Source organism: Colwellia sp. MB3u-8 (genome assembly GCF_014076985.1).
Lineage (GTDB): Bacteria > Pseudomonadota > Gammaproteobacteria > Enterobacterales > Alteromonadaceae > Cognaticolwellia.
Genome location: NZ_JACGVA010000062.1, coordinates 136,240 through 161,367 on the forward strand (window position 1 = coordinate 136,240; position 25,128 = coordinate 161,367).

The 25,128-nt window shown below is 38.6% G+C and carries 17 protein-coding genes; 10 read left to right on the plus strand and 7 right to left on the minus strand.

Annotated features, from left to right (window positions below; translation table 11 throughout):
- Positions 1 to 168: 168 nt before the first annotated feature.
- Positions 169 to 3,042 carry a response regulator gene (locus H4J54_RS09595; RefSeq protein WP_182190654.1) on the minus strand — a complete coding sequence of 958 codons (2,874 nt, stop codon included), beginning with the start codon at positions 3,040 to 3,042 and terminating at the stop codon, positions 169 to 171.
- 385 nt (positions 3,043 to 3,427) lie between these two features.
- On the opposite strand from H4J54_RS09595, the gene H4J54_RS09600 reads away from it, so the two are divergent.
- Positions 3,428 to 4,225, plus strand: a complete 798-nt coding sequence (locus H4J54_RS09600; protein ID WP_182190655.1) for an ion transporter — start codon at positions 3,428 to 3,430, stop codon at positions 4,223 to 4,225.
- A 245-nt stretch (positions 4,226 to 4,470) separates the two neighbouring features.
- Here the strand turns inward: H4J54_RS09600 and H4J54_RS09605 are convergent, their stop codons facing one another.
- Both H4J54_RS09605 and proB read right to left on the minus strand, forming a co-directional pair.
- Complete coding sequence (locus H4J54_RS09605) at positions 4,471 to 5,943, minus strand: NAD-dependent succinate-semialdehyde dehydrogenase (RefSeq protein WP_182190656.1); 1,473 nt, start codon at positions 5,941 to 5,943, stop codon at positions 4,471 to 4,473.
- Between the two features lie 575 nt (positions 5,944 to 6,518).
- Entirely contained in the window at positions 6,519 to 7,697 is a 1,179-nt protein-coding gene (gene proB, locus H4J54_RS09610) for a glutamate 5-kinase (protein WP_182135614.1), read from the minus strand.
- A gap of 735 nt (positions 7,698 to 8,432) precedes the next feature.
- On the opposite strand from proB, the gene H4J54_RS09615 reads away from it, so the two are divergent.
- From H4J54_RS09615 to H4J54_RS09625, 3 genes are all read left to right on the plus strand, one after another.
- Positions 8,433 to 8,711: a hypothetical protein gene (locus H4J54_RS09615; protein ID WP_182190657.1), complete on the plus strand. Its 279-nt coding sequence runs from the start codon at positions 8,433 to 8,435 to the stop codon at positions 8,709 to 8,711.
- Between the two features lie 382 nt (positions 8,712 to 9,093).
- The gene (locus H4J54_RS09620; protein ID WP_182190658.1) at positions 9,094 to 10,365 is read left to right on the plus strand and encodes a glutamate-5-semialdehyde dehydrogenase; all 1,272 of its coding nucleotides are present in this window, start codon (positions 9,094 to 9,096) and stop codon (positions 10,363 to 10,365) included.
- 366 nt (positions 10,366 to 10,731) lie between these two features.
- A complete protein-coding gene (locus tag H4J54_RS09625; RefSeq protein ID WP_182190659.1) occupies positions 10,732 to 12,069 on the plus strand; it encodes a sodium-dependent transporter in 1,338 nt (445 codons plus the stop codon).
- A gap of 499 nt (positions 12,070 to 12,568) precedes the next feature.
- Here H4J54_RS09625 and H4J54_RS09630 read toward each other — a convergent pair whose 3' ends face one another.
- Together H4J54_RS09630 and H4J54_RS09635 are read right to left on the minus strand one after the other, a co-directional pair.
- Entirely contained in the window at positions 12,569 to 14,077 is a 1,509-nt protein-coding gene (locus H4J54_RS09630) for a DNA recombination protein RmuC (RefSeq protein WP_259367135.1), read from the minus strand.
- Positions 14,078 to 14,321: 244 nt separating this feature from the next.
- On the minus strand, positions 14,322 to 15,848 hold the full coding sequence (locus H4J54_RS09635) for a fumarate hydratase (RefSeq protein ID WP_182184241.1): 1,527 nt from the start codon (positions 15,846 to 15,848) through the stop codon (positions 14,322 to 14,324).
- Between the two features lie 204 nt (positions 15,849 to 16,052).
- Here H4J54_RS09635 and pabB point away from each other — a divergent pair, with 204 nt between their 5' ends.
- From pabB to H4J54_RS09650, 3 genes are all read left to right on the plus strand, one after another.
- A complete protein-coding gene (pabB, locus tag H4J54_RS09640) occupies positions 16,053 to 17,492 on the plus strand; it encodes an aminodeoxychorismate synthase component I (RefSeq protein ID WP_259367136.1) in 1,440 nt (479 codons plus the stop codon).
- A gap of 88 nt (positions 17,493 to 17,580) precedes the next feature.
- Positions 17,581 to 18,159 carry a CoA pyrophosphatase gene (locus H4J54_RS09645; RefSeq protein WP_182190660.1) on the plus strand — a complete coding sequence of 193 codons (579 nt, stop codon included), beginning with the start codon at positions 17,581 to 17,583 and terminating at the stop codon, positions 18,157 to 18,159.
- Positions 18,160 to 18,344: 185 nt separating this feature from the next.
- Positions 18,345 to 19,721 carry an L-serine ammonia-lyase gene (locus H4J54_RS09650; protein ID WP_182190661.1) on the plus strand — a complete coding sequence of 459 codons (1,377 nt, stop codon included), beginning with the start codon at positions 18,345 to 18,347 and terminating at the stop codon, positions 19,719 to 19,721.
- 83 nt (positions 19,722 to 19,804) lie between these two features.
- On the opposite strand, the gene cysB is transcribed toward H4J54_RS09650, so the two are convergent.
- Positions 19,805 to 20,779, minus strand: a complete 975-nt coding sequence (gene cysB / locus H4J54_RS09655) for an HTH-type transcriptional regulator CysB (RefSeq protein ID WP_182190678.1) — start codon at positions 20,777 to 20,779, stop codon at positions 19,805 to 19,807.
- Positions 20,780 to 21,054: 275 nt separating this feature from the next.
- Between cysB and H4J54_RS09660 the strand changes: the two genes are divergently transcribed.
- The 3 genes from H4J54_RS09660 (at position 21,055) to H4J54_RS09670 (ending at position 23,230) form a co-directional block, all read left to right on the plus strand.
- Positions 21,055 to 21,819: a hypothetical protein gene (locus tag H4J54_RS09660; RefSeq protein WP_182190662.1), complete on the plus strand. Its 765-nt coding sequence runs from the start codon at positions 21,055 to 21,057 to the stop codon at positions 21,817 to 21,819.
- Between the two features lie 56 nt (positions 21,820 to 21,875).
- Entirely contained in the window at positions 21,876 to 22,253 is a 378-nt protein-coding gene (locus H4J54_RS09665; RefSeq protein ID WP_182190663.1) for a ribosome recycling factor family protein, read from the plus strand.
- Between the two features lie 287 nt (positions 22,254 to 22,540).
- Positions 22,541 to 23,230 (plus strand): phosphoglycolate phosphatase, encoded by a 690-nt coding sequence (locus H4J54_RS09670; protein ID WP_182190664.1) that lies wholly within the window; start codon positions 22,541 to 22,543, stop codon positions 23,228 to 23,230.
- On the opposite strand, the gene H4J54_RS09675 is transcribed toward H4J54_RS09670, so the two are convergent.
- Positions 23,219 to 24,721: an FAD-dependent oxidoreductase gene (locus tag H4J54_RS09675; RefSeq protein ID WP_182190665.1), complete on the minus strand. Its 1,503-nt coding sequence runs from the start codon at positions 24,719 to 24,721 to the stop codon at positions 23,219 to 23,221. The two genes, H4J54_RS09670 and H4J54_RS09675, sit on opposite strands and share 12 nt — an antisense overlap.
- Positions 24,722 to 25,128: the final 407 nt, after the last annotated feature.

The window sequence follows — 25,128 nt, forward strand, 5'->3', positions numbered from 1 at the left end:
TTAGCCGCTACTTATAGCATTTTAGTATTCGACTAACAACGCTGAGGATAAGTGATTTTTTTTGTTGCCTTAACCAGATATAAAACCAACATTTAATTAACAATAAAAAACAAATTACTTGTTAAAAAATAGCGTTTATTTTACATAACAAAGCTTATTTAGATATGTTTACCATAGTACTTGGTCTATCTCGTTCAATAATTCTTGGATGTGATGGCTAACACTCGAACTTTGATTGTTTTGATTGTTTTTAATGGCTGTTTCTAATTGCAGGCCACATTTAGATAGCTCAGCAAAGCCAAACATTTGCGCGGCTCCAGCAATGCGATGTGACAGTTTACCTAGTTGTTCAAGATCATTATTATTAATGTGTAACACTAAATCTTGTTGCTCTAACACTAGGTTCGATTTAAATTTTTGCACTAAGTCTGACATATCAAGGTTACTGAAAATGTCATTAGCTTTTTCGTGCGAAAGGCTACCGTCATAAAATTTTATAATTGTTGGTATAAAAATATTTCGTTCAATGGGTTTAGATAAATGGCCACTAAAGCCTAAGGATAAATAATGCGTTATTTCATGCGACATGGCGTTTGCTGTTAAGGCAATAATCGGGGTTTTACAGCCTTTTTGCCGCAAAATATTAAACGCCTCAATACCATCCATTTCTGGCATTTGAATATCCATTAAAATCAACTCGGGTTGGTGTTGTTCAAATAAAGCGACCGCTTCTAAACCGTTACGGGCGGTTAACACCTCTAACCCCAATGACGCTAATAACCGAGCAATAAGTCGTCGGTTATCGTTGTGATCATCCGCCAGTAAAATGGTGCCCTGCAATTTTGGGAATTCTTCCTCAATAGTCACTTCGGCGGACGATATTTTACTTTCACTGCATTGCTCACTGAAACTGGCTGCACAAGGTAAGCTAAAGGCAAAAACACTGCCCTGATTTAGCTCACTTTCAACTTCAATTTTACCGCCCATGATTTTAGCTAACTGGTCTGATAAACATAACCCTAAGCCAGTACCACCGAAGCGTCGGCTAATACTGCTATCTCCTTGGGTAAAGCTTTCAAATAGGCTTTGCAGCTGCGAACTACTCATGCCGATGCCACTGTCAGTAATTTTAAACATTAAGTTATTTTCACTTTGACTAATGTTTAATTCTACATGCCCTTTTGGGGTGAATTTAACCGCATTAGCGCATAAGTTAATCAAAATTTGTTTAACTCGAAAACCATCCATCTTGATTAAAAAAGGCACTGGCAAACAATGAATAATGTCAAAAGTTAAGCCTTTAGAACTTGCCTGTAAGCTGAACATATTCGCGAGTTCTTGCAAAATGTCGTGCAAGTTTTGTGTTTGTATATCAAGTTCTATTTTATTGGCTTCAATTTTACTTAAATCGAGAATGTTATTAGTCAGTTCGAGTAAATGTAAGCTATTGCCATGAATAATTTTAACTTCTTTACCAATAAACTCTTCTTCAACATCGCCACCCATTATCGCCTCAGCTTGACCAATAACTGTGGTTAAAGGTGTTCTAATTTCATGACTCATGTTCGCTAAAAACTGACTTTTAATCTTGTTAGCACTTTGTAGCTCTTGCATTAAATATTCAAGTTCTGTGGTTCTTTGTTTGACTTTTGATTCAAGTGCTTGCTTTGAGCGCTGCTCTATTAGTCGACGTGCAATTAAAAAACCAATCAGTAAGATGGCAATAATCATAATAATAATAATAATAAGCACTTGTGACGAACGGCTCATTTCCAGTACTTGTAAACGTTTTTGCTGCTTTAACTGCTCAACTTGTTGCTTTAGTTGCTCAGAATCAAAAATAGCTAATTGCGAGTTAAGTTGGTTATTGGCTAATTCAAGTTGTGTTTGCATAAAATCACCTAGGCTTTTAACGGCTTTCAAAGGATGATGTTGCGCTGCATATATAAGGGCTTGTAGTGATAAGTTGTGCTTAAGTTGTTCTTTATTGCCGATTTGGTTGATCACTTCAGTAGATTGTTCAAGATGCTGCAATGCTAGATCATACTTTCCTTGATAAAAATAAGCTTTAGCTAAGCTATATTTTACTCCCACATAGGCATTGTTGTGTCCCTGTTCAACACTTAAGTGAACACCTTCCTTAGCATAAGTTATCGCTTGGTCGATGTTGTGAAGGGAATTATTAAGTTCGGCCAAGTTATGTAAGGTAGACGCGGCATTATAATCATCTTTATTTTGACGATGTAAACTCAGTGCCAATTTCATGAAGTGTTCAGCTTGTTGATAATCGCCAGCATACTTATAGGAGGAGCCTAAATCACTATACGCCATTGCTAGACCAATTTTATCTGAAATTTCTTTGCGTTTTTCTATAATGTCATAAAACATTGGAATTGATGCATCGTAGCGCTTTAAGCGCAAATGCAAATTGGCAATATTATTTAAGACGTCAAGTTGATCTTTTTTGCTGCCAAACCTCTGATAAATAGGTTGAATTTTTTGATATATCGCTAGCTCAAGCTCATTTTTGGCTGTTCTACCATAAACCAAAGCTATGTTGTTGTATAAGTTGGCTTGGGCAATAGGCTCGTCGAGAGTAAGGTAATAATTAAGTGCTTGTTGGTATGAGTATAAAGCCAAGCTATTTTTACCGTTATAATAGGCATAAACGCCCACTCTTTTATAAGCATTAGCAGCAAGCCTTTTTAAGTCAAATTTATTGGCAAGTTGCTGCTCTTTTTGAGCAGTTTCAATGGCGTTCTCAAGTTGACCTAATTGATGATATATTCTACTTTGACTGGCTAAAGCGGAAAGTTTATCTAAGGTTGATAAGGTTTTGTCTGCTCTGAGTAAGGTGATTAAATCTAAAGCTTGGTGTTGATCCACCATGGCTTCGATTGTCGATAGCTTCTGACCGAAATTTTTATCGTCGTCTTGGCTTGGGTCTTGGCTTTGACTTTTACTTTGCACAGTAAAGCCGATGAGTAGATTTGCAAATAAAATCAAGAAAAATAATAACAACGTTCGGTTGGGAACCGTCATCGATAACACCTTAAAATACGCTGATTGTTTACTATCAAGTGAATGCTTATATTAGCTCATATACTTTAATCTATTATTTCAATTGATTAAAGTATATGAGCTTGCTAGTTATAGCATTTTACTATTCTACTCACAATGCAAAGGGTAATTGATTTTTACCTTATCTTACATTGCCTTATATTTTATTATATTTTATTTTATTGTCTTACCTTGACTTACTTTGAGATAAGAGCTGTACGACCTCGACAATAGCTCCAGAAAACCAGCTGTTATTTCAACATAAATAGTGACTAAAAACTTTTACTAAAAGCTTAGCCAAGAGCGTGACAAAAGGCTTATAATCCGAGGTTAAATATCCCCATAATCCATGATTAAAGTTATCTCAATGTATCAGAAAACTAAAATTGCATTCACCCAGTTAAAAAACAATAAATTTTTCGAATTAAGTGTTATCTGTGTCATTATAATTTCTGCACTTGAAATTGGCGCTAAGACTTTCCCGCTTTCAAATACAGCTATTTCTATTACCTCACTGCTCGATACTTTCATCACTCTTTTTTTCTTATTCGAAATTTCGTTACGCTTTCTGACAGAAGAAAAGAAAATAAACTTTTTTAAATCAGCTTGGAATATCTTCGATACGCTAGTCGTTGTTATCAGCCTTATCCCGATAAATGATTCTGAAATGGCTTTATTGGCTAGATTAGTTAGAGTTTTTCGTGTTTTGAGAATGGTATCTGTTGTGCCTGAACTTAGAATACTCATTAATTCACTGGTTAAGGCCATGCCTCAATTAGGCTATGTCGTGTTGTTGATGTTTATTATTTTTTATATCTATGCGGCTGTTGGTAGTTTTTTGTTTAATACCATTAACCCTAAATTATGGGGTGACATTGCTATATCCATGCTAACACTTTTTAGGGTGATGACATTTGAAGATTGGACCGACATTCAATATGAGACGATGGAAATTTATCCTTATAGCTGGATTTACTACATGACCTTTATCTTTTTTACCGCCTTCGCCTTTCTCAACATGGTCATTGGCATTGTGGTTAATGTGATGGAAGAAGAGCGCTCAAAAGTAAAGAACAAAAATCAGCCAACGTTGAGTGACTTAAAACAAGAGATAACAGAATTAAAAACACTTATTTTGCAGCTGGATAACAAAAAGGGTCACTAGTTAAGTGACTTTTGGCTACGCGCGTTAAAAGTTAACGCGCGTAGCCAAACTGATAACTTTATTGACAACTTTTAATTATCAAGATAAATAACATGAAAATCTGATGTTACTACAAGTAACACCAAATTCAACCCTATTTTTTAACTATTCAAACCCTACTTTACATGGCTGAAAATCGTTAATACCCAGTGAATATCAGCGGCGTCATTATCAATAAAGCAAGTGATAATACTGGCACAATAGCGCTATTTATCTAAACCACCTAAGCATAAATATTTAATTTCTAAATAATCATCTAAGCCATATTTCGAGCCTTCACGGCCACTACCTGATTGCTTAACACCACCAAATGGCGCAGCAGCATTAGAAATAATGCCTTCGTTAATACCAATCATGCCGTACTCAAGCCCTTCAGCAACACGCCAAATTCTGCCAATATCTCTGGCATAAAAATATGCGGCTAGACCAAATTCCGTATCATTGGCCATAGCGATGACCTCGGCTTCATTATCGAAGGCGATAATGGGAGAAACTGGACCAAATATTTCATTTTTAGCAACGGGCATATCATGGGTAACATGACTCAAAATTGTCGGTTGGTAAAAGTTTTCGCCCGCGGGGTCTTTTTTAGCACCCAAAATGACTTTCGCGCCCGCGGCAATAGATGCTTGCACTAATTTATCAACGTCATTAACCGCCTGGCTAGAAATCATAGGACCAATGATAATCCCGTCATCTAAACCATTACCTATCGCTAATTTGGCCACACCAGCAGTGAATTTTTCAGTAAACTCTTCCAGCACTTGGTTTTGAACGAAAATACGATTAGTGCAAACACAAGTTTGGCCAGCATTACGATATTTTGAAAGTAACGCCCCTTGTACAGCCGCATCAATGTCAGCATCGGCAAAAACAATAAAAGGCGCATTGCCACCCAACTCCATTGAGACTTTCTTCACGGTTGTAGCACATTGGCTCAACAAAGTTTTTCCTACCGGCGTTGACCCTGTGAAAGTAAATTTGGCAATATCAGGGTGCTGAGTTAACACTTTGCCTATACCACTAGCATCGTCACCAACAACCACATTAAATACCCCTGCAGGAATGCCTGCTCGCTCGGCAAGCTCAGCCATAGCTAAAGCTGAAAGTGGTGTTTGTGTTGCCGGACGAACAACAAAGGTACAACCGGCGGCTAGTGCAGCAGCTGCTTTTCTGGCGATCATAGCATTGGGGAAGTTCCATGGTGTGATCGAGGCAACAACACCTACCGGTTGTTTAATCACTATAATACGTTTATCCCCTGACGGTCCTGGGATCGTATCACCATAAACTCGCTTGCCTTCTTCTGCAAACCATTCAATAAATGCCGCGCCATAAGCTACTTCGCCTTTAGCTTCGGCAAGTGGCTTACCTTGTTCTAAGGTTAGTATTCGCCCAAGATCGTCTTGATGTTGCATCATCAGATTGAACCAATTACGCATTACGCTTGCTCGTTCGTTGGCCGATTTTTCCGACCACATTTTTAATGCGCCTTTAGCGGCATTTACCGCCAATTCTGTTTCAACAACACCAGCATTACTGACTTTCGCTACTTCACTGCCATCAGCTGGATTGGTCACAATGATCTGAGCTTCACTGCTATGCCAATTACCATTAATGTATGAACAATTTTTAGCTAACTGACTATCTTGTAAACCAAGGTCTGAGTTATTTTGCATATTAAGCTCCATTGCCATCTGTTGAGTTATTGAATATCAATTAAAGTAAGGAATACGTCAACTGAGATCTGTGCTGGTGATCTTAAAATAAGTAAAGCTACATATACTTATTTGATTAATTACTTGCTCTCTTTAAGGGGCAACATAAACAGCTGCTCTGTTATGAGATTGATAAGTAGCCTAACTACTGACTCAGTTTTATGGCTAGTAATTATTCATTTTCTGTTATGAAAAAGCTGAGCTGCTCATTAATCAAATCGATACTAACGATGACGTTAATAAAAAATTCTAGAATAACAGTTTATAGCAGTTTGATTAAGTTTGTGATCTTGTTGTGCAAAAAAAATAGAGTGCTTAACAGCCTAGCTAAAACTTAAACTCAGTTATGCCAATTATCACTGAAGCATTTGAGCTAAGAGTAAATATCAATTTTATTAAATTTTTCGAAGTGAAGATAAATGAGGGGGGAGTAAAAATTTTTAAATTAAAATAAGGCCGGTTAAATACGACAGTAACGCAGATATAGCGAAAGTAGTATTCAACAGCGGCCCTTGTTGTTATATCTAAGTGATTAACTATTCACCTTGAACAGGTTCATCCCAAGAAAGATGATGTTCAGCCAATACGACTAAATTTTCACTGTTAATCAAACGATGTGATGCAGCGTAGCCAAGTATATTCTCAACAGTCTCTTCTGGACGGCTTGAAATAATAGCCGTTTCATCTGATGAGAAATTACACAAACCACGTGCTATTTCTTCACCTTTTTCATCATAGACGTGAAGCACGTCTGCGCGTTCGAAGTTTCCGTGTATAGAAACAACATCATGGCAGGTAAAACCATCGTCACCACCATATAATGAGTCAGCTACATCTTGTTTTATCACTAGGCTACCAGCCATTTGTAAGCGATCTGTTAACCAAATATTCCATGCCGATGAAGGAGATGAATGGGCAATACATTTGGTGTGCTTGCGTTCGCCACGTAGTATTGCAGTAACAGGATCTTCCATTGTTCCTCTCGCAATAATGGTGGTGCAACCGGCATTCTGTGCCATATTTGCTGCTTGCAATTTAGTTAGCATACCGCCGGTACCTAAAGAACTGGTACTGCTTGCCGCTTCCATGTAACTGCTCACATCTTCAATAGACTCAACAAATATCGCACCTTCTTCTGAAGGGTTTCGGTCATAAACGCCATCGATACAAGTTAAAATAAACAGATACTCAGCACCAATCATTTGAGCGACTTTCGCTGCTAGTCTATCGTTGTCACCAACACGAATTTCTTCGGTGGTCACGGTATCATTTTCGTTGACAATCGGCATTACACCCTGTTTTATCAAACGGTGTACCGTATTTTTGACGTTAAGAAAGCGACGTCGATTTTCGAGATCATCTAAGGTAACTAATACCTGTGCAATATCAAAACCATACTCTAATGCAATTTGCTTATAAGCATGCATTAAGATGGGTTGTCCACAAGCTGCTGCTGCTTGTTTGTCTTGAACGCTGGCGTTTTCAATGGTGCAGCCAACGGTATTAAGACCTAATGCAACTGATCCTGAGGACGTAAGTACAACTTCGTATCCTTGATCACGTAACGCAGAAATATCACTAAGCAAGCCATGCATGAAGGCGAAACTAGGTGTTAAATTCTTAACGTTTGCTAAAAGGCTCGAGCCAACTTTAATGACTATACGAGGTTTAATTCGTGAAACTTTTTCTGATTTTGGTTGTTCGAATGAGGGCAAAATGACTCCGTTTTCTGATTAATATAATTAAATATCTGGGCTGAACCAATAAAAACTTGGTGCATAAGTCTACAGATATTTCCGTAATATTTTTTGTCGTTGTGCGATTATCTTATTATCAAAACATCAGTTTTGCTAGCAATATATTGCCTTGGGGATAATAGATAAAAAATTGCTGAAACGTTTAAAAAAACGTTAGAATTTGACAACAATCGACAAATGAGTTGGGAGATTATATACTAAAAACCCTATTTTTTCAATTGAACTTAAAATCACCTTTGCAAAACGAATGCAAAACGAATGCAAAACGAATGCAAAACGAATGTAAAACAAATGTAAAACAAGTTTTTAAGATTATATTGAACACTTGCAAAACAGGCTGTATTTCATTCAACAGCAAACTAAAAGCATTTGGAGTTTTATGTCATTAATTATGATTGGTTGTCGGACGATTGTGCTTCATTGTTGACTCACTGGGTAACTTCTACTGATCAGACAATGACCATCATTAATCCTTCTTTAGTCAAAACGCCTCCCGGCATTGTGTCACACAAGCAATTAAAGAGCTGTCTAATCAACGTTATGGCGATTAAAGCGCACTTCTTGAAAAAATATGGTTAGCCTATTGTCGCTACCTTGCTGATTCAGGTTACCTTATTTCTATCGCCGAGGGTTACTCGGTATGCTCAATAGAAAAGCGGGTTGGCAAACAAACGATTAACTGTTTGATGCAAAATGTGCTGGCTCAAATTGGTCGAGGTGTTAGCGCAATTAGAAACTGTCCTAGGATTAACTGAAAGGTTTGGTTATACGGATTTGGCTGCCAGCGAAGATGAGCTAAACCAAGTTACAGTATGGGTAGAAAACGGCTCCGGTTATGCTTTTAAAATTGCGCGCTGCTGGCTTGAATCAGCGATAACACTGGGGTTTTTACCTCGCACTACCAAAGCACGGGTACTCGATACACTTGGTGGTTCAATGGAACTGGTAATGACGCACGAACAGCACGTCTAAATATGATGCAACTAAGTGATCCGTAAAAATGGTACAATGGAAGCAGGATTGCCAGCGTCTAAGCAAAATGTCAAATGAGATACACTCATTAACTCGACCGTTTTAGCCACTATTCAGCATGCAGTGGCGCTGCGTTGATACTTCTTCGCCAAGGTGATGAAGTGGCTCAAGGTTAAATAAATAACGATTAAATTAACATCTAAAGTAGTATTGAGCACAGTGAATACTACTAAGTGCTTTAAGCTGAACTTTTACTATTGTTTTAATATTATTTTTAATATAAATATTGGCAATAAAAATAAAAGTTAACCATTCAATACCATAATCTTGAATTTACCAAACAGTTTAGAGTGAAGCGAAATAAGCAAAAGGAAACTCATTTATGTCAAATAGTAATAAAATTATCGATACTGAAACTATGATTGAAAATCTTGGTAAGCAGGCTAAAGCCGCAGCCAAGATTCTGGCTAGTGCCACTACCGAACAAAAAAACCAAGCATTAACCGTTGCCGCAGATGCGTTACGTCAGAATACGCCAGCACTACTCGAAGCAAATGCTTTAGACGTTTTAAGTGTTAGAAAAGCGGGTAAAGCTGAGTCATTTATTGATCGCCTTGAATTGAACCCTGAAAGAGTCGAAGCTATGGCTGTCGCCTTAGAAAGCATTGCCAAATTACCCGATCCTATTGGTCGAGCCTTGGCAGAATTTGATCGTCCCAATGGCCTAAAAATAACCCGTGTATCAACCCCTATCGGTGTTATCGGCATGATCTATGAGTCTCGCCCTAATGTTGGTGCAGATGCCGGTGCCTTATGTCTAAAATCAGGTAATACGGTAATATTGCGCGGCGGCTCTGAAAGTCTTAATTCTACTCGCATTATTGTTGAGTGTATGGCGAAAGGCTTGCGTGCAGCTAATTTACCAACCACTTGTATACAACTCGTTGATACCGATGACCGTTCTGCCGTTGCTGCATTACTACGTTGTGCTGAATATGTAGACTTAGTTATACCTCGTGGTGGCCGTGGCCTTGTGGAGCTAGTGAGAAACGAAGCTCAAGTGCCAACATTGTTACATCTCGATGGCAACAACCACATTTATATTGATAAAGACGCCGACTTAGCAAAAGCATTGAGTATTGTTAAAAATGCCAAACTACGTAGAACCGGTGTTTGTGGTGCGACCGAAAGTTTAGTCGTAAACCAAGCAATAGCTGCTGAGTTTTTGCCTAAATTGCTTAATACCTTAGCGCATTGTGAAGTTCGAGGTGACCTTGCAGCTCAAGCCTGTGACGCACGAATTAATCCCGCTAATGACGCTGACTGGGACACCGAATATCTTGACGCTATTTTATCGGTCAAAGTTGTAGCCGACTTAGAAGAAGCGCTTGATTTTATTGACCAGCACTCGTCTAAACATACTGACGCTATTATTACTGAAAACGCAGAAACAGCAGAAATTTTTATGCGTGCAGTTGATTCAGCGGTAGTGATGCATAATGCATCAACCCAGTTTTCAGATGGTGGTGAATTTGGTATGGGTGCTGAAATCGGTATTGCTACAGGTAAAATTCACGCACGTGGACCTGTAGGTCTTGAGCAACTAACCATATTTAAATATCGTGTTGCTGGCCAAGGACAAATTCGTCCTTAATCCTAAGCACAAGATGAACTAAGTAAAACACAAAGCTATTAATCGCTATTGATTAAGAGCTTTGTGTTTTACTTTATCTATTTGCAAACCATAGATTTTGATAAGATGCTGAAATAGAAAAGTGTCTTAGCAGTTTATTTTTTAAAACGGTTTATGTTCTTTTACCATTATTGTACATTTAAAATCTTTAATCCTTAACGTTTTATTAACTATTGCTTACTTAACACCCCATAAGTCACCCTGCAAAAATAAAATGATAAAAACATAAAATCAAAACCAACAAATCGTTAAAAAAACTTTGCTAACCTGTGTGAACTAGGTAAGCTCAAACCAAAGCATTAACAACCACAATAATAATTATCATTTATGAGTAATATCAGAGATTCATTTCATTCGAGAATAGGTTTTGTTCTCGCTGCCGCAGGTTCGGCCATTGGTTTAGGCAATATTTGGGGTTTTCCGACTCAAGCCGCCAATAATGGTGGTGGCGCCTTTTTATTTGTTTATTTAGTCGTTACCGTATTACTCGCCCTACCGGCACTTTATGCCGAAGTTTATATTGGTAATCAAGCACAGAAAAATCCAGTTTCAGCATTAGAAGATGCTTGTCGCGACACCGAACCAAGGCTTGGTAAATATGCCGGTCTGATTGGTTTAGGTGGCGCCATCATGATGTTAAGTTTCTACACCATTGTAGCTGGATGGATGCTCGCACATGCAATATCACCACTTGCAGAGTTATTGGGTTATCATGACATTGCTCAGTGGCTTGCTACATCAAGCACGTTAAGAAATTTATTGTTTACACCCGTTTTTATATTACTTGGCGCGGCTATTATTCATCAAGGGGTTAACGCCGGCATTGAAAAATGGTCTGCGCGATTAATGCCAGTTTTATTGATCATGCTAGTCGCGTTAATTACTTACATATTGCAACAACCTGGTGCAGAAAAAGGCTTAAGAACATATTTAATACCCGATTTTTCACAGGTCACCAATCCAAAGTTAATTATTTCTGCCATGGGCCAAGCCTTTTTCTCACTCTCTATTGGCGTTGGTGGCATGATGGTTTACGGCTCTTATATGAAGAAAGATGACGATATAGGTAAGCTCGCTATTTCTATTACCGCACTCGATACCTTTATTGCTTTTATGGCTGGTTTATTAATTATTCCAGCACTGTATGTTGCCGAAGCCGCCGGACAGCAAGTATTTCAAGATGATAAGTTAATTGGTGAAGGTCAACTTATTTTCAACATATTGCCTGAGCTTTTTAACTCTATGGGTAACATAGGCATGGTAGTAGCCATAGGATTTTTTTCGTTATTATCGATTGCAGCCCTCACCTCAACCATTTCTTCAACAGAAGTACCTGTTTCTTATCTTGTTGAAGATAAAAATCTTAGCCGCTCTAAGGCAACTTGGTTGGTATCAGCTATTGTATTAACCGCCAGTATGACCATAATCACATTTTTTGATAGCCTGTTTGGCATGGTTATTCGTGTACTTACGACTATTTTACAGCCACTGAGCTGTTTGTTTTACTTTATTGTTGTTGGCTGGTTATGGAAACGCGGTAACAAGCTACGCGATGTTTCTTTGCAAGAAGGCAGGAAATGGTTACCCATATGGGGCAATTATTTACGCTTTGTTTGTCCGTTATTGTTAACGGTCGTATTTGTCAATGTGGCTATATTAAATTAAGTCAAATAGATGAAATGCTAATGGCGCGATTAACTTTACTTTAGCGCTATTAGCGTAAAACCATCATTTAAAAAACGTCACTATACACGGCTGTAGGGGCGTTTTTTAAAGCATCATCATCCAACTCTAGCTCGGTATTTATGCCGTAAATTTATGTGGCTTAAAGCCTATTTTCATTGAAAGCCTTGTTAACCCGCTAGGCATATAAAGATATACCTATAAGCGTTTACTAGCTCACCTATTGGCTCATATTATTTCAAGCTATTTTTACTGGTTGGTATAATACTGGCTTGGCTAATTTTACACTTTGTTGAGTATTGAGCTTTAAGATTATTGCCCAGGCATAATACCGAAGTAAAATATCGACGAGGGCAACTTGGTATTTAGCGTTCACTGTTAACACTTACTGTCAGCCATGAGCAAATAATTTATAGTCCTGATATTGATTGAGCATTAACCTACTGCTGCTAGAACACTGAAATTATAGTCTTATTTAATTCTATGTTATCGCTACACTCTCCTCTTCCTCGGCTTCTTTTTCAGTTTCTTCTTGCTTTAATTCTACCTGCTCTATTTTATCAAAACGGTTGCTGATCTTATCCGCTGAGGTATGGATTTGTTTTACGTCACTTGCCGCTTGATCAATATGTTTTGCTAAATTGGCAAAACGGCCCTTAAAGCGAGAAAAGTCAGTCGAAAGATGCGATAAATGCGCTTGAATAACATGTATTTGTTTGCGGGTTGCTTCGTCTTTTAACACTGAACGTGCGGTGGTTAAAATTGCCATAAGTGTCGTTGGCGAGGCTAACCAAACGCGTTTTTTATTGGCATAATCAACCAAGTCGCCGTGGTGTGCATGTATTTCTGCAAAAATAGCTTCTGCTGGAATAAACATTATTGCGCCATCGGCAGTTTCTTTTTCAATTAAATATTTATCACTGATATCATTAATATGCTTCTTAATATCAATTTTAAATTGCCGCTCTGCTGCTTTGCGCTCAAATTCACCTAAGGTATTGTCAGCCATTTTTTTATAGCTTTCTAGCGGAAACTTGGAGTCAACCACCACATTACCGGTTGGCTTAGGTAGAAATAAAATACAGTCAGCAATTTTACCGTTTGACAAGGTATGTTGCAGTGAAAAGTGCTGTTCCGGTAATACGTTACGAATTAAAGCATTTAACTGTACTTCGCCAAAAGCACCACGTGAGCGTTTATCTGACAGTACTTCTTGCAAGCTCACCACATTAGTGGACAGTTCAGTAATTTTTTTCTGTGCATCATCAATTAAGGCTAATCGTTGTAAAATGTCATTAAAGGTTTTGGTGGTTTTTTCGAAGCCGTCGGCTAAACGCTTTTCGACCTGACCACTAATATCTTTTAGACGGTTATCAGTTGAAATCGTTAATTCATCAATTCTTTTAGCCATTTGCTCACTGGATAAATGCAGTGATTTTGCCATTTCTTCTCGGCCAAGTTTAGAGGTTGCTGTAAGTTGGCTAGATAATTGTTCTGTGGCGTTGCGTTGATTATCATTAAAAGTAACGTGGTGTTCATATAAGGTCTTTTTAAGTTGCTCACTATGGCTATACAGTTGCTGCGCTTGTTTTTCACCTTGCTCACCATGTTGGCGTAATAATTTTAATTTAAAATCGGAAATTTGCTGCTCAAAGTAAGTTTTCAATTCACTTTGCTGATGAGCTAATTGTTGATGATTAAAACTTAATTGTTGTTGTAGTTGCTGCTGATTATTGCCGTTAACTTCATAACTAAGGTTTACTTTTTCAACTAACTGCTGCAAAAGTTGCTGCTGTGCTAAAGAGGATACTTGGCTATTTTTTACTTGGCGAAATAAAACTAAAACACTGATAATTAAACTAATAATTAACACTAACACCATCAAAACCAAGACAGGAAAATTATCTAAAGCTAACCAAGGTGAATTGAATGGGAAGTTAAGTGGCGGGTTAAGTGAAGAAGTGAGTGAAGAGTTGGATAGTGAATTCATTGTAAAGCCAAATACTGTAAATATTAACAGTTATTAAAGCATACTTTATTAATAAGGTTAATCGTTATTTAACATCAACTCGGGTCAGTTAATGAAGACATCTTTAGCCAATATAAACAATTTATCAATAACCTAAAAAGACACGTTTAAATTTTGGTGTTTTTGGCTAGTTGTATTGATATTAAGTTGCCTTTATTTTGACCAAAAAAAACGCCCTAATGGGCGTTTAGACTAATCTAACGGGTTATTTTTCTTTTGATTTTCTGTCTAGCTCTTCAATTTTTACTTGCCAAATTGCTGGACCAGTAACATGAACTGATTCACCTAAACTATCCACGGCGACAGTGACTGGCATATCTTCAACCACAAATTCGTAAATAGCTTCCATACCCATATCTTCAAAAGCCACTACTTTTGCTTTCTTAATAGCTTTAGAAACTAAATAGGCTGCGCCGCCCACCGCCATTAAATAGACCGACTTATGATTTTTAATCGACTGAACGGTTTCAGGGCCACGTTCGGCTTTACCGATAGTGCCTAGCAAACCCGTTTCTGCTAGCATCATTTCAGTAAACTTATCCATACGGGTTGCTGTTGTTGGTCCTGCTGGGCCTACTGCTTCATCACCTATCGCATCAACCGGACCCACGTAATAAATAAATTTATCAGTAAAGTCAACCGGCAGTTTCTCTCCGGCAGCTAACATGTCTTGAATGCGTTTATGGGCCGCGTCACGACCGGTTAAAATGGTGCCGCTAAGTAAAACGGTTTCGCCGGTTTTCCAGCTACTTATATCCGCTTTTGATAACTCATCAACGTTAACACGACGAACATTTTCACCCACTTCCCAGGTAATTTCTGGCCAATCTTCTAATTTAGGTGGCGTTAAGTCGGCAGGACCCGAGCCGTCAAGATGAAAGTGTACATGACGAGTTGCCGCGCAATTTGGGATCATCACTACGGGTTTTGACGCCGCATGAGTCGGCACTGACATGATTTTGATATCAACAACCGTTGTTAAACCCCCTAAGCCTTGCGCGCCAATACCGAGTTTATTTACCCTATCGTAAATTTCTAAACGTAATTCTTCTTCCGCATTTTCTGGACCACGGTCGATAAGGTCTTGAATATTTACGGGTTCCATTAAGCTTTCTTTAGCTAATACACCCGCTTTTTCAGCCGTTCCACCAATACCTATACCCAGCATGCCGGGCGGACACCAACCAGCGCCCATAGTGGGTAAAGTTTTAACAACCCAGTCGGCAATAGAATCACTTGGGTTTAACATCGCCATTTTAGATTTGTTTTCACTGCCGCCGCCTTTGGCCGCGATCATCACGTCTATCTGATCACCTGGCACCATCTCAATATGCACAACCGCTGGCGTATTATCTTTCGTGTTGATGCGCTTACCTGCCGGGTCAGAAACGATAGATGCACGTAATGGGTTATCCGGATTAAGATAAGCACGACGAGTACCTTCATCCACCATTTGCTGCACTGTCATATCCGTGTTATCCCACTGCACAGCCATACCCACTTTGACGAAACAGGTAACAATACCGGTATCTTGACAAATAGGTCGCTTGCCATGAGCCGACATACGCGAATTAATTAAGATTTGCGCAATGGCATCTTTAGCTGCCTGGCTTTCTTCTTTGTGGTAAGCCTTTTCAAGTGCTTGAATAAAATCTAGCGGATGGTAGTAAGAAATATATTGCAGCGCGTCTGCAACACTTTCGATTAAATCTTTTTGTTTAATAATGGCCATAACGGTCTCTTTTTTATTAATTGGGCGAGAGAAGAGTTGAAAGTTATAAATTTGCCGATATCATACCTTGCTTGTTAAAGACCTACTAGTATCAAATGGTCTAATAATAGCGATCAAATATAGCAACCCCACTTCGAACTGCAGCATTGAATAACTCAAGGTAGTTTGAATATAATGACTTAACATAAAACCTGTGAGAATATTTTGCCGACTAATTCCCCAACGCAGCTATCCGCTAAATTACTTCAGCTTGATCTAAGCTTTGATAGTCAGTCACTTTTTGCCACACTTGCTGAGCAACCTTGGGCAATGTGGCTAGACTCCTGTGAAAGCAGCCATGTTGATAGCCGCTATGACATTATGGTTTGGCAACCTAATACCACACTAACCACTGTGGGTAATGTGACTCACATTATCCATAAAATCGACAACAGTGAGTATCATAGTCATGACGACCCATTATTGTTATTGAAACGTGAACAAAAGGCGAGCTTTAGTCATTTCGACATTACTGAACACGACTTGCCTTTTAAAGGCGGTGCAGTCGGCTATTTCGCCTACGATTTAGGTAAACGTTTTGAGGCCATAAAACAGAAAAACAGTAAAGATATTGATATACCTGAAATGGCCATTGGTATCTACCAACATGCGGTAATCTATGATCGAAAATTACAACAATTTTGGTTGTTATGTCTTGATGAACAAAGAGCGGATTTTATTGCATTTTTTAACCGCGCCCTTTTACAAAATAAAGCGCAAGCTACTGAACAAGTCGTTGAGCTAAAAGCGCCAGAAAATAATTTCAAGTTAACTACGCCGTGGCAATCAAATATGGCGCCTGAACAATATCGTGATAAATTTAAGCAAGTGCATGACTACCTGCTGTCTGGCGATTGTTATCAAATTAATCTAGCCCAGCGTTTTACCGCCCAGTATGCCGGTAGCGAATATCAAGCGTATTGCGCCTTGAGACAAGCAAACATAGCTCCTTTCTCAGCTTTTTTACGTTTTGAGGAGAGTGCTATTTTAAGTATTTCACCTGAGCGATTTTTACAATTGGTGGATAATAAGGTACAAAGTAAGCCGATTAAAGGTACGCGCCCACGCAGCGATGATACAGTCCAAGATCAAGCTAATGCTATTGAACTGCAGCAGGCCAGTAAAGATAAAGCCGAAAACCTGATGATAGTTGATCTGTTACGTAATGATATTAGTCGTGTTTGTCTACCCGGTACAGTAACCGTGCCAGCACTTTTTGCCATTGAAAGCTTTCCAGCTGTGCATCACTTAGTTAGCACGGTTGAAGGGAAGATAGACCCACAGTATGATGGCAGCGATTTATTACGTGCAGCGTTTCCTGGCGGTTCTATTACCGGTGCGCCAAAAATAAGAGCCATGGATATCATAGAAGAATTAGAGCCTCACCAACGTAGTATTTATTGCGGCTCCATTGGATATTTGTCAGCTTGCGGTAATATGGATACTAGCATCACCATTCGCACTTTAGTTTGTCACAATCAGCAAATACATTGTTGGGCTGGTGGTGGCTTAGTCGCCGATTCAAATGTTGACAGCGAGTATCAAGAAACTTACGATAAAGTGCGTAAAATTTTGCCAGTATTAAGCCAACTAAACTTGGTATAATCTAGGCTCGAGTATCCAACATAAAGTCCCCCCGAACGCCAAGTAGCCCCTGAGAACTAGGCACTTTTAAAGTAACGTTAAGGTGTGTATGACTAGAGAAGAATTTATACAGCGCTTTCAACTGCAAGCGTTACCCGCTTCAGCACATAAATTTCGCTACCAACATAAGCTTAAAAGTGCCGCGGTGTTGATCCCCATTGCCAGTCATCAAGGCCAGCTTGAAGTGGTGTTAACCAAGCGTGCCAGTCATCTTACCCATCACCCAGGACAAATCAGTTTTCCAGGTGGCAAAGTAGAGCGCTATGATGATGATATGATCGCAACGGCACTGCGTGAAACACAAGAAGAAATAGGCCTACACGCTAGCTGCATTGATGTACTTGGGCAACTTAAGCCTTACCAAACTATTTCAGGTTATGAAGTAACGCCGATTGTCGCCATTATATCAAATAACAGCAGCTATCAAATTGACCTAAATGAAGTTTCAGAAGTGTTTCATGTGCCTTTATCACACTTTTTGCAACGACAACATCATATTCAAGTGCCAGTTTATCATGCAGGCAAACAACACAATGTGCACTATATGCCTTATCAAGACTACAATATTTGGGGGGCAACCGCCGCTATGTTGCATGACTTGAGTATTTTATTAAACCAAAGAAACTAGCGTGATACGCATTAAATGAATAGTCAATTAATACGTATCACTCTTGAGCCAAGCGATAAAAACATTAGCTATAGTTGTACGCATTGAAGCGATATTTTGTGTTGCATACTGAAAGCTTTCAGCTACAATAACCGAACAAAATTTTACTTCCATCCACTTATAACAGTATTTATTCAGGTTTTCTTATGATTAGTGTATTTGATATGTTTTCAATCGGAATTGGCCCATCCAGTTCTCATACCGTTGGCCCAATGAAAGCAGCAAAATTGTTTGTTAAAAATCTTATAGCAGATAATAAATTAATTAAGACAGATCGCGTAAAATGTGAACTGTTTGGCTCATTAGGTCAAACAGGTATTGGTCATGGTACCGGTAAAGCCGTTATTCTAGGGTTAACTGGGCAAAGCCCTGAAACCATTCCAGTTGATTCTATAGAGTCTATTTTAGCTGAGGTTGTAGCGAGCGAAAAAATAAACCTGAATATGCAAAGTTTTGTCGCTTTTCCTAAAGCGAATGCCATTATCTACCATCGCAGAAAATCCCTGCCCGCACATGCTAACGCTATGACATTTTTTGCTTATAGTGGTGATGTTGTGATCTTTGAAGAAACCTATTACTCCATTGGTGGTGGCTTTATTGTTAAAGATTGCGATTTTGAAAAAGAAAAAGACAAAGCCTTATCAATCCATGCCAACATTGATCGTCCTCACCACTTTTCTAGTGCTGATAAGCTGTTAGAAATAGCCAACGAAAAAGGCTTAAGTATTAGTACCATCATGATGGATAACGAGAAGTGTTTGCAAGATGAGTCCAGTATTCGCTCGGGTCTCATAGAAATATGGGATGCCATGAAAGCAAGTATTGCACGTGGCATAGTCACCGAAGGTATATTGCCTGGCGGTTTAAAAGTCATCCGAAGAGCTCCCGCTTTACATAGAGCACTATGCGTTGAAAAAAATACCGATCCACTGTCAGCCATGGATTGGGTTAATTTATTTGCCTTAGCGGTAAATGAAGAAAATGCAGCCGGCAGTCGCGTGGTAACCGCGCCAACCAATGGCGCGGCAGGAATACTTCCTGCGGTATTATCCTATTATGATAAATTTATTAAACCCGTAGATGACCAAGACTGTATTCGTTATTTATTAACCGCGGCCGCCATCGGTATTTTATATAAAACCAATGCTACTATTTCCGGTGCAGAGGGCGGATGCCAAGCAGAAGTAGGTGTTGCATGTTCAATGGCAGCCGGTGCATTAACAGAAATTATGGGTGGCTCACCAGAGCAAGTAGAAAATGCCGCGGAAATAGGTATGGAACATAACTTAGGATTAACTTGTGACCCCGTAGGAGGTCTAGTACAGGTTCCTTGTATCGAACGTAACGCCATGGGTTCAGTAAAAGCAATCAACGCTTCTCGATTGGCGCTTAGAGGTACAGGTAAGCAAAAGGTATCATTGGATAAAGTGATCAAAACCATGTGGGATACAGGTAATGATATGAAAACTAAATATAAAGAAACCTCTCGTGGTGGCTTAGCAGTTAATATTACCGAGTGTTAGTATTCATTTTCATGTAAAAATAAGCTCTTAAAAACAAAAAAACCGTATTAAATAATACGGTTTTTTTATAGCTACTTTAACGTTTAACGCATAGGTAACTTAATATTGGCAAACATTTCATCTATCTCAGCATTATTTTTCAATAAAATAGCTTTGGTGACTAAATCTCGATTTAAGTGAGGCGCAAAACGCTCAATAAAGTCAAACATGTAACCCCGTAAAAAAGTACCACGCCTAAAACCAATTTTAACCGTACTTGGACTAAATAAATGACTTGCATCGATAGTCACTAAATCATGGTCTATTTTTGGATCCATCGCCATGGTGGCAATAACTCCAACACCTACACCAAGCCGGACATAAGTTTTAATCACATCAGCATCTGTTGCTGTAAAAGCAATTTTAGGTTCGACACCCTTTTCATTAAAAGCGGCGTCTAGTTCTGAGCGGCCAGTAAAGCCAAAAACGTAAGTCACTAACGAGTATTGAGCGATATCTTCAATAGTGATATTTTGTTTACTAGCGAGTGGATGATCCGCTTTTACAATAATACTGCGATTCCAATGGAAACAAGGCAGCATCACTAAATCGTTGTACAAATGCAAAGACTCGGTCGCAATAGCAAAGTCAGCATTACCTTTACTTGCCGCATCGCTGATTTGAGAAGGTGTGCCTTGGTACATATGTAATGAAACTTTTGAATATTTCTTCATGAAGCCTTGAATAACTTCAGGCAAAGCGTAACGCGCTTGAGTATGAGTCGTTGCAATACGTAGCTTGCCCTCATCGGGTTGCGTATGTTCTCGAGCAACCGCTTTAATCGCTTCAACTTTCGACAAAATTTCTGTCGCTATGTTAATCACTTCATTACCCGCAGGCGTAACATGAGTTAAGTGTTTCCCACTACGACCAAAAATTTGAATGCCGAGCTCGTCTTCCAGCATTCGTACTTGCTTACTAATACCAGGTTGCGAGGTAAAAAGACTTTCAGCGGTGGCGGAAACATTTAAGTTATTATTAAGTACTTCGACGATATAGCGGAGTTGTTGCAGCTTCATAATTACCATTCAGAATTTTCTTAGACGAAAAATATATACTTAAATAGACATTTATTCCATATTATTTTTTACATTATATACAAATAACTTACTGATTATCCATTTATTCACAAAATAAGCCGCTAATCGGTCAGTAGAATCGAGCACTTAAAATGTAACAAACAAGCTAATGTAGCCAAATACTTAAAAGAAGCCGCTTTATCCTTTGCATCATCGAACAATTTTTGTAGACTGGCGTATTAGTAATTTATATTTATCATAATAGAGAATTAAACATGGGTATTATCTTCGCTTTAATTATCGCTTTAATTATCATTGTCGTGGTACTGGGTGCAATTCAACAGCACAAAGAAAAAGTACAACGAGAAAAGCGAACTAAAGCAGCAAAACAAAAAGCCATAATCGATGAAACGGAAGAATTACTGTTAAGTATTGCCAACCTACCAAATAATCCTCATTTAGTTCTGATTCTTAATAACCGCAGTTTAAATGCAGCAAAATCTATGGCGAAAATATTGCCAGATGATAAGCCGTTAATTAAACGCATCAGAGAAATGCAAGAACGCGTCAGTACTAGCACATCTAACACTAGCCATGAAGCGGGTGAGCAAGTCTTTATTTTGCCTGACAATGAGCAACAATTGGTCGCCTCTTTGCAATGCATAAAAAAATTGCGAGTGATATTAAAATCAGAACAGTCAAAAGGTAATCTAGATGCACAAACCTTTGCTCAAGAAGAGCATAAATTATCCGCTATGCAACTTAAAATTGGCGTAGAAACCTTGCAAAAACGTGGCGTAATAGCCTATCAAAAAGAAATGCTGGGGTCGGCAAGACAATATTTAGAAAAAGGCCTACAAACGATATCAGAAAGCTCTATTCAAACTGAGTACTGTCTTAAAAAGCGTGAGGAAATACAAAACGTACTAGATGATATTACTTCTTCGTTGAACAATACAAATGCTAAAGATGCCGCTAAAAAATCCAAAAAAGAAGAAGATGACTTAGACTTACTATTTCAACCAAAGAAAAAATGGTAATCTGTTATCTGTGGCAAACAGCTGTCAACAATACCCGTTGTTATTACTAACTTCTGATGAAAACGCCAAAAAATCATCTCCCTTATATTGCACTACCCTCTTTTTTGCGGCGGGTGCTAAAGGCCTACGCACTTAAAGCCTTAATCCGTGAGCAAGGCTGCGAAATTAGCCGTATTGGTCGCTCAAGGAACTGGCAGTTAAAAGCAACTTTTCAACAACTAGAGCAAACCATTAGCCTGATAGAACAAAGTGAAGAAACAAGTTGGCAATGGCTAGCAACACACCTATCCCAGCAGCGTAAAAATTTAGGCTTTGACATGTTATTAACTATTGCTCAAAAAAAACCTGAGATAACAGTCTCTGAGCTGATGCAACGCACCGACTGCACAATAGCGGAAGCGAGAAGGGTAATCGATACCCTCGAATTTGGTTAAAATAAAGCTTTGCGACCATTGAGTTAGTAAACTACATAATTAAAGATATATCTACACTCATCAACTCTGTTTATGTACAGAAGTGTTAATTGTAACTTTGCTTCAATGCAGCTTTGGATAACTTTAACTGGTACAAGTGGCCAATAACTTAAGAAAATCAATACAGCGGAGAGATCAGTAGAAGTAATCCGTGTGAAAATCAAATAATACATTGATCAATAAACACATCTTTATATAAAAAGTGATGCATCAGCGCGATAAATCACTTTATTACAGGAGAGGTTCAGATGAGCCCAGAAAATAAAACCGTACTGTTATTCGATCTTGATGGCACTTTAGTTGATAGTGCTCCCGATCTTGCTGCAGCGATAAACAAAATGCTGCTAGCATTAAACTTAACGACATTTCCCCAAGAAATTATCCGTGGTTGGGTAGGTAATGGTGCAAAAACCTTAGTTGAACGTGCTTTACATCACTCTTTGAACAACAATGCAGCTTTAGATAAAAGCTTAAGTGAAGCAAAAGTAAACAAAGCTTTGGCGATTTTCTTAAATTACTACCAACAGTGTTTATGCGTTGAATCAAGCTTATATAAGGGAGTAAGAGAAACCTTATTAACCTTAAAGAGTCAGGGCTATCGGTTAGCGATTATCACCAATAAACCCAAAGAGTTTATCGAACCTATTGTTACAGGTTTTGGACTTAAGGGTTTATTTGAGTTACAACTGGGTGGCGACAGTTTAGTCGAACGCAAACCGCATCCTTTACCACTTTTACATGCCTGTGAAACATTAAAAGTCTCAGTAGCGCAATGTATAATGATAGGCGACTCTAAAAACGATATCTTGGCGGCAAAGGCGGCAAACATACAAAGCATTGGCTTAACTTATGGATATAACTATGGCGAAGATATTAGAGTAAACCAGCCTAACTGGTGCTTAGATACTTTCGCTGAGTTGTTAGACTTACTCAGATAACATCAAATCAGCTAACATAAAATTTTTTGCTAAGGCTGCAGGATAATCGCGTTGACGAGCAAACATAATCGCTTTATTAGTCACCTCTGCTTCTGAACATTGTAAAGTGACAGGAAAATAATGCTCATATAAATGCTCGCCCACTTGCGCTGAGCTAACTAAACCAACATCAAGCAAATTTTGTAAAATAACATCAGCGGCTGTCAATGCAGAAGATGCTTTTACTATTTCGGTACGAGCATAATGCTTACCATGAAAAGAAACATCTGCCGCACGTAAGGTGGCATCATCGCCAGGAATTTGTTGTGCACCAAACATAGGCTTAGCCGCAACCTTTGCTTGCGAAAAATGAGTTATGTATTGTGCAAGGTATTCAATAGAGCCAACTGTTCTATCATTTATTAACTGTTCAGGCCATTGTTGCTCAATTTTTTTAATAAACCGCGACAACAATCTAGGCTGTGCACTCTGCTCGACACTGGCCACTAAACCTTTGTCAAATAAAGTAATGTCTTGTGTCATACCATGTAATTGAAAATAACCATCAGGATAAGGCGTTAGCTGTGCCATGCCATTGGGTGTGCCACGTTCACCATAAAAAACCACTTCCGGCCACAAGCCTTGGCATTGTTCCCAATGAGCAACATATGCAGCTTTAAATTCAACCATGCGTTCACGCTTAGCATGCAGCATGTCATCAATCTCACCACTCTTGAAGCCACAGGCGTTAATAACATAATCAAAATCAGTCTGTTGTTGATTGTCATCTTGAGGGTTTTTATAAGTTATACGCCACTTATTTACGCTAGCTTGGTGTTCAATATTGATGACTTGGCTATTAAGTTTTAACTGACAACAAGCTAACCTTTCAATAGCGAGTGTGGCAATAGCAGCCATACGAAAAGCAGACCAACCGTATTCTTGCACAAGCAGAACGGGAAATTTTAATTTGTCTAAATCCACTTGTTGAGCAAAAGCCACCAACCAGTCTTCATTGGCTTTAATCTGAGTTGGTAAAACTCGTTTCGCTAAGCTCTCTAAAGCATTGCGGTCAAATAACAGAAAATATTGCTCAGGATCACCCAGCACTTTATTACTAATATTTTGTTGTACGAGTTCAGCGTAACGTTCACGCAGTTTAATTAAGCGAGGTAATAGATCAATGACCTCACCTTGATCTGTTTTCGGTAAGGCAATAATGGTTGGGCGATAGTTAACACTATGCGGAAAAACTTTTACCGTGTCTATCGACTGATCCAACAGTGTTATACATTGTTGTTCAGAAATCTCTCGATATAAATTACCACCGGCATGCAAATGACAAAAAGGTGGTCCATTCACCAAACTTTTGCCTTTTTCTATCAACGTAGTGTTGATGCCTAGTTCAGCAAAACGTAAGGCAATAGTTGAGCCCGCCACCCCGCCACCAATAATACCGACTTTTACACTTGAGTTTATAAATGGATGTTCAGGAGTTAAAATTTTATTCATAAAGTTGACAATATAATACTTTCATTGAGAAGTTTCACGTAGAAGAACGTCATTTACATAGGTTATATGGACTATAAAACTATTTTGATGTACTTTTTTATATTGAAAAATAGCGCTTAAATAATCACGATACATAATAAAAATTAGTACTTAAATAATCAAGTTATTCTGCACTAATATCTTGATATAAGATATTCAAAACCAGCTATTGATTGAGGTTGGAGGGTTTTCTTAAAGCTTTGTAAGCTTTGAGATTGCAGCAAGTTAATGTTCAAATCTCAAGCTTTATTTATCAAATCCCAGAAAGCAAAAAACCCGTAGCGTCAGCTACGGGTTTCTCTAAATAGAAGCCTAGCAATGTCCTACTCTCACATGGGAACTCCCACACTACCATCGGCGCTAACACG